This window comes from Caulobacter sp., assembly GCF_049283275.1.
In the GTDB taxonomy this organism is placed as follows: Bacteria; Pseudomonadota; Alphaproteobacteria; order Caulobacterales; family Caulobacteraceae; genus Caulobacter.
The window spans coordinates 1-5732 of record NZ_JBAPVS010000206.1 but is presented as its reverse complement, the minus strand read 5'-3'; the positions used below and the strand labels follow the sequence as shown (position 1 = coordinate 5732).

Annotated in this window: 7 protein-coding genes and 1 tRNA gene; all 8 read right to left on the bottom strand. The window is 68.0% G+C overall.

Going from position 1 to position 5732, the window contains the following annotated elements; translation table 11 throughout:
* Positions 1-1080: 1080 nt before the first annotated feature.
* The 8 genes from WAL33_RS11565 to hisD all read right to left on the bottom strand — a co-directional run bounded on the left by WAL33_RS11565 (position 1081) and on the right by hisD (position 5638).
* Positions 1081-1156, bottom strand: a tRNA-Phe gene (locus WAL33_RS11565).
* Between the two features lie 111 nt (positions 1157-1267).
* Positions 1268-1450, bottom strand: coding sequence for a DNA gyrase inhibitor YacG (locus WAL33_RS11560; protein WP_422181539.1), 183 nt, complete (start codon positions 1448-1450; stop codon positions 1268-1270).
* Positions 1447-2487, bottom strand: coding sequence for a ribonuclease E/G (locus WAL33_RS11555; RefSeq protein ID WP_422181537.1), 1041 nt, complete (start codon positions 2485-2487; stop codon positions 1447-1449). The genes WAL33_RS11560 and WAL33_RS11555 overlap by 4 nt, the downstream gene beginning before the upstream one ends.
* Positions 2484-3068, bottom strand: coding sequence for a Maf family protein (locus WAL33_RS11550; protein WP_422181535.1), 585 nt, complete (start codon positions 3066-3068; stop codon positions 2484-2486). The genes WAL33_RS11555 and WAL33_RS11550 overlap by 4 nt, the downstream gene beginning before the upstream one ends.
* Before the next feature lie 8 nt (positions 3069-3076).
* Entirely contained in the window at positions 3077-3295 is a 219-nt protein-coding gene (gene infA, locus WAL33_RS11545) for a translation initiation factor IF-1 (protein ID WP_008261544.1), read from the bottom strand.
* Between the two features lie 97 nt (positions 3296-3392).
* Complete coding sequence (locus WAL33_RS11540; protein ID WP_422181531.1) at positions 3393-3848, bottom strand: low molecular weight phosphatase family protein; 456 nt, start codon at positions 3846-3848, stop codon at positions 3393-3395.
* A gap of 5 nt (positions 3849-3853) precedes the next feature.
* The gene (locus tag WAL33_RS11535; protein WP_422181529.1) at positions 3854-4333 is read right to left on the bottom strand and encodes a UPF0262 family protein; all 480 of its coding nucleotides are present in this window, start codon (positions 4331-4333) and stop codon (positions 3854-3856) included.
* Between the two features lie 18 nt (positions 4334-4351).
* On the bottom strand, positions 4352-5638 hold the full coding sequence (hisD, locus tag WAL33_RS11530) for a histidinol dehydrogenase (RefSeq protein WP_422181527.1): 1287 nt from the start codon (positions 5636-5638) through the stop codon (positions 4352-4354).
* Positions 5639-5732: the final 94 nt, after the last annotated feature.

Genomic DNA, 5732 nt, shown 5'->3' with positions numbered 1-5732 from the left:
GGCCGGGGCGGCCGCTTCGGTGGTGGCCGGCGCAGGAGCCGCAGCGTCCTGAGCGAAGGCCGGGGCGCTCACCATCAGCGCCATGGCGCCGACGAGAGCGATGAGGGGGGTCTTCCGTTTAATGTCGAGCATCTGTCGCCAGTTCCTGATTGGTCTAGCACGTTTGGACCGAGGGTCGTCGCGCGAGAGCGTCTCCACCCTAACTTGAATAGCCTGCACGATGGCCGATTGCTCGGACGCCTGCAGACCCGCTTCGCTGCGCTCGACCCGTTACGCCCCCCAAGCCGGGCTCATGCCCATCAAGAAGGATCGTTTCGAAGCGCGTGTGATCGCCGCCCCCGAGGAGGCTTCGACCTTACCGCAATGTTAGAATTGCGGCAGGGGTCCTTTGGCAACCCCTTTTCGTACCGTCAAGGGGTGGGAGGGAGCATAAATTCTCCATCACTTTGGCGCCCCAACCATCTTTGCCGCGCCGCACAAATAGGAAATCAGGATTTAGGGGCGGTTTTCTCCGCAAAAGAGAATAGCTATGCTGCATCGCAGCATGTTTACAAAACATCGGTCTCGCAGACCCGACCTTTCGACGCATAACGACAGAGCGCAATCTAACCGGGAAAAGGTCGTATATGGGACTTTAACCGCCGTTCGGCGTGATCCTTGGGATGACCAGCTCCATTCTAGAGGTATTCGGCGCCAGATCCGGCTCTCGGCACGCGAAAGGCCACACTTTGCTGGACGGAACGGGCGCAAACTTGGCATTGCTCGGGTCGAGGAAACAGGTTTCCGACGGTGGTCCGGTCCCGTGAACCCGTCCGCAACACCCCCTCCCGCTCCCTGGGAGGCCGTTCAAGGAGCGGCTCGAAGAGGCGTCGGCCTTCCTGCAGCGGCGGCCGGCAGCCCTCTTGGCCTTCCGTCTCGAAGACGCCGCTAAAATTTTACATCTGCCCTCAGAGGGACGGGCGTGATCAAGTTCTCGGCGCCGCCTGAGCGTACGGTCTCGTGTTTGGCGAAGGCCGCGAAGACACCACCGGTCCGCGAGACGATCGAAACAGGGCTCTCTGAGAGCGTGTCTGGAAGGAATGGTGCCTGGGGGCGGATTCGAACCACCGACACGCGGATTTTCAATCCGCTGCTCTACCAACTGAGCTACCCAGGCCCTGGGCCTAAGAAGCGGTCGAAACCGCCTTGGCGCCCGCCCTACGGCGGGGAGCCGCGTCTATAGGGGACGCTAAAAACGAAGTCCAGCCCCTCTTGAAGCGATCTCGAACTAATCCCGATCGAAGTCTGTGGCCAAGTCTGAGGAGGGCGGGTTTTCCTCGTCCTCGTCGCCTCCGGGCACCACGTACCGGTCCGACAGCCAACGGTTCAGGTCGACGTCGGCGCAACGCTTGGAGCAGAAGGGCCGGAAGGCCAGCTCGGCGGGTTTCTTGCAGATAGGACAGGCGCTCATGAGGACGAGACCTCCAGGCGATCGTTGGGCCAGTCAGCGGCGACGGCCAGGGTGAAGCGGCGGCCGATCTTGTCGGCCAGGGCGGCGTCAAGGGCGGCGAAGGCCTCCGCCACGGCGGGACCGCAGCGGCCCACGAGCTTGCCGCCGGGGTCCGCCCTGCCCTCGCGCTCGAAGGCCCGGACCAGCCGCAGGGCGCCGGCGCGGGCCGTAAGGGCGCCCGTCTCGTCCAACAGCCTGTCGAGAATCGGTTTGGTCCGGCGCGGCACGATCATCTCCAGCGCCCCGAACTTGCTGATCGGGCCGAGGCCGACGCCGGGATTGTCGACGGCGAAGGCGTTGCGGGCCGCCGTGGTCAGGGCCGGGCCGTCATGGCCTCGCCCGACCAGGTCGAAAACCACCAGTCCCGCCAGGCCCTTCAGACGCAGGATGCGGGCGGCGGTCGTGAAGGCGGCCATGTTGGCGGCGCGAGCGGCCTTCTTGGAGTCGCCTTCGCGTCCCCCGAGGTCGACATCGACGGCCACCAGGGCGCGGGTCGCCTCGATGCTGACGTCGCCGCCGCCCGGCAGGGCGAAGACGGTGGCCAAGGCCTCGGCCTCGGCCGCCTCGACGGCCTCCAGGGCGGCCTGGCCCTGGGTCGGCGAACCGGACTTCACCCAGAGGCGCAGCAGCTCGTCGATGGTCGGGGCGTGGGCCAGCACGCGCGGCTCGCCCTCGGCCGGGCCGACATAACGGGCCACGCCGGACTTGTCGCGGCGCGAGGGGCTGCGGATCTCGATCTCGACCAACTGGCCCTCGATCAGCTTGGGCATGTCGGGCTTCAGGGCCAGAAGCAGATCCGCGCCGCCCGGCAGGGCGACGAAGGCGGAATTGAAGGCCCGCTCGATCTTCTTGACCCGGGCCACCCCCCGCACGCCCTCGGCGTCCAAGGGGTCATCGCCGTCCCATTGGGCGACCAGCCGTTCCGGACGACCGTCCAGGGTGACGACCCCGACCGTTTCGCCGATGCCTGTATAGAGGTAGGCGCGACGTTCGCTCATTTTCGATAGCCCAGGCCGGTCAGCAGGTTCAGCGTCTCGTACAGCGGCAGGCCGACCACCGCGGTGTAGGAGCCGTGCAGGTCGATGATGAAGCCGCCGGCCACGCCTTGCACGCCATAGCCGCCCGCCTTGCCGTTCCATTCGCCGCCGGCCAGGTAGTCGGCCTGCTCCTGGGCGGAGAGGTGCTTGAACTGCACGCGGGTCTCGACCAGCCGCGAGGCCTCGCGCCCATCGGGAGCGATGGCGGCCACGCCGGTCAGGACCTTGTGATTGCGGCCCGACAGCAGCTTTAGGCAATAGGCCGCCTGCTCGGGCGTCTCGGCCTTGGGCAGGATGCGGCGGCCGACGGCCACGACGGTGTCGGCGGCCAGCACCAGGCAGCCGGGCGAGCGGGCCGCGACCGCCCTCGCCTTCTCGACCGCCAGGCGCAGAGCATGGCGCCGCGGGGTTTCGTCCCGCAGCGGCGTCTCATCGATGTCGGCGGGATCGACCCGATCCGGGGCGACGCCGACCTGCGCCAGCAGGTCCAGGCGCCGGGGGCTCGCACTGGCCAGGACCAGCGGCGTCCGCTGGACGACCATCGCCAGCCCTACTTGAAGCGGTAGGTGATGCGGCCCTTGGTCAGGTCGTAGGGCGTCATTTCCACGAGCACCTTGTCGCCGGCCAGCACGCGAATGCGGTTCTTGCGCATCTTGCCGGCGGTGTGAGCGATGATCTCGTGATCGTTCTCCAGCGTCACGCGGAAGGTCGCGTTGGGCAGCAATTCGCTGACCGTACCGGGAAACTCGAGCAGTTCTTCCTTAGCCATCAGGCCTCTCAAAACGGGTGACGCCATGCCGGTAGAGCCCTCGCGACGATTGAGTCGGAGAGCGGATCGCGGCTGCGAGGCGGGGTGTATAGCGCATTCACCCCCCGAACGTCGATGGCGCGCCGAAACGTTGTCGAATCGCCGTGGCCAGAGCGTCACGCACCTCGCGGTAGGCGGCCAACATGGCGTCGCGCGAGCCGTCCGCAAGGGTCGGGTCGTGGGTCGGCCAGTATTCGATGTCGGTGGCCCGGTCCCGCGCCAGTTCGACGGCCCGGTGCTGGGCCTCGGGAGTCAGGGAGATGACCACATCGAAGCTGTCGTCCTCCAACTGGGCGAAGCTCTTGGGTTTGTGGCCGCTGACGTCCAGGCCCATCTCGTCCATGACCACGGCCACGAACGGATCGACGCCCTCATCGAGGTCGGGCTTCAGACCGCACGAATCGACGAACGCCCGCGTGCCGTAGAAATGCTTGAACAGCGCCTCGGCCATAGGCGAGCGCACGCGGTTGTAGTTGCAGGCGAACAATACCGCGCCCGGGAGGTCCGACGGCACGATCCCTACCCCCGCCAGTGCAGCGCGCAGATCAGGGTGAACAGTCGGCGGGCCGTGTCGAGGTCGGTCTTGACCTTGCCCTCCAGCCGCTCGCGCAGCAGGTTCGAGCCCTCGTTGTGCAAGCCGCGCCGGCCCATGTCCAAGGCCTCGATCTGCTGGGGCGAGGAATTGCGGATCGCCGAATAGTAGCTGTCGCAGATCATGAAGTAGTCCTTGATCACCCCCCGGAAGGGCGACAGGGACAGCAGGTGCCGACGCTCGGGCACGCCTGGACCGGCGATGTCGAAGGCCAGGCGATTCTCGACCAGCGACAGCTTCAGGTCATAGGGACCGCCCTTCGACTCGACCGGCTCGAAATAGTTGCCGTCCAGCAGGTCGAAGATCGCCACCTGCCGTTCCTGCTCCTGGTCGCGCGACGCGGCCGCCAGGCTGTCCTCGTCGATCAGGATGGATTTCAGGAACTGGTTGGCCTGGGGATCGGACATCGTCGGCAGACTTGCCCCTTACGGCTTGGTTGGCAATCGAATGGACGCCGACAGGGCGTGGGCCGGCAAGCCCTCGGCCTTGGCCAGCGCGACGGTGTGCGGCCCCAGGATGCCGAACGAGGCCGCGTCGCACTTCACGATCGAGGTGCGCTTGAGGAAGTCGTAGATCGACAGGCCCGACTGGAAGCGCGCCGCGCGGCTGGTGGGCAGCACGTGGTTGGAGCCGGCCACGTAGTCGCCGATCGCTTCGGGCGTCAGGCGGCCCAGGAAGATCGCCCCGGCGTGGCGCACGCGGTCGGCCAGGCGCTCGGGCTCGTCGATCGCGAACTCGACGTGCTCGGGGGCCAGCAGGTCGACCAGGCGCGGGCTGTCGTCGAGCGGGCACAGGATGATCGCGCCGTGGTCGCGCCACGAGGCGGCGGCGTCGACGCCGGTCGCCAGGGTCTTCAGCAGGGCGTCGACGGCGTCGGACACCGCCTGGGCGAAGGCCGGATCGTCGGTGATCAGGATCGACTGGGCGGCCGGGTCGTGCTCGGCCTGGCTCAGCAGGTCGGCGGCGATCCAGGCCGGATCGTTGTTCTTGTCGGCCACCACGACGATCTCGGACGGACCGGCCAGGGCGTCGATGCCGACCACGCCGTAGAGGCGGCGCTTGGCGGCGGTGACATAGGCGTTGCCCGGGCCGACGATCTTGTCGACCGGCTGGATCGGGCCCGCGCCATAGGCCAGGGCGGCGACGGCCTGGGCCCCGCCGATCCGCCAGATCTCGGTGACCCCGGCCTCCTTGGCGGCGGCCAGCACGGCCGGCTCAAGCTTGCCGGGCGGGGTGACCATGGCGATGCGGTCGACGCCGGCCACCTGGGCGGGCACGGCGTTCATCAGCACGGTCGAGGGATAGGCTGCGCGGCCGCCGGGCACATAGACGCCCACGGCCTCCAGCGGCGTCCAGCGCCAGCCCAGCTGCACCCCGGCCTCGTCGGTCCACGACTGGTCGGTCGGACGCTGGCGGGTGTGGAAGGCGCGGACGCGGGCGGCGGCGAAGGCGATGGCCTCGCGCACTTCGGTCGAGCATTCGGCCGCGCCGGCGGCGATCTCGTCGGCGGTGACGCGGATGGTGTCTTCGGTCAGCTCGACGCCGTCAAAGCGGCTGGTGAAGCTGAGCACGGCGGCCAGGCCGTCGGCGCGCACGGCGTCCAGCACGTTGCGCGCGGCCGCATCGACGGTCTCGGGCCCGCCCCGGCGCTCGTCGAGGAAGGCCTTGAAGGCGGCGGGGAAAGCGGGATCGGCGGAGTTGAAGCGACGCATGGGGCCTAGATGCGGGTTTTTGGGACGGGTGCAAGTCTTGATACGCAGAAGACCCCCTCCGGCCCTCCGGGCCACCTCCCCCAGAGGGGGAGGA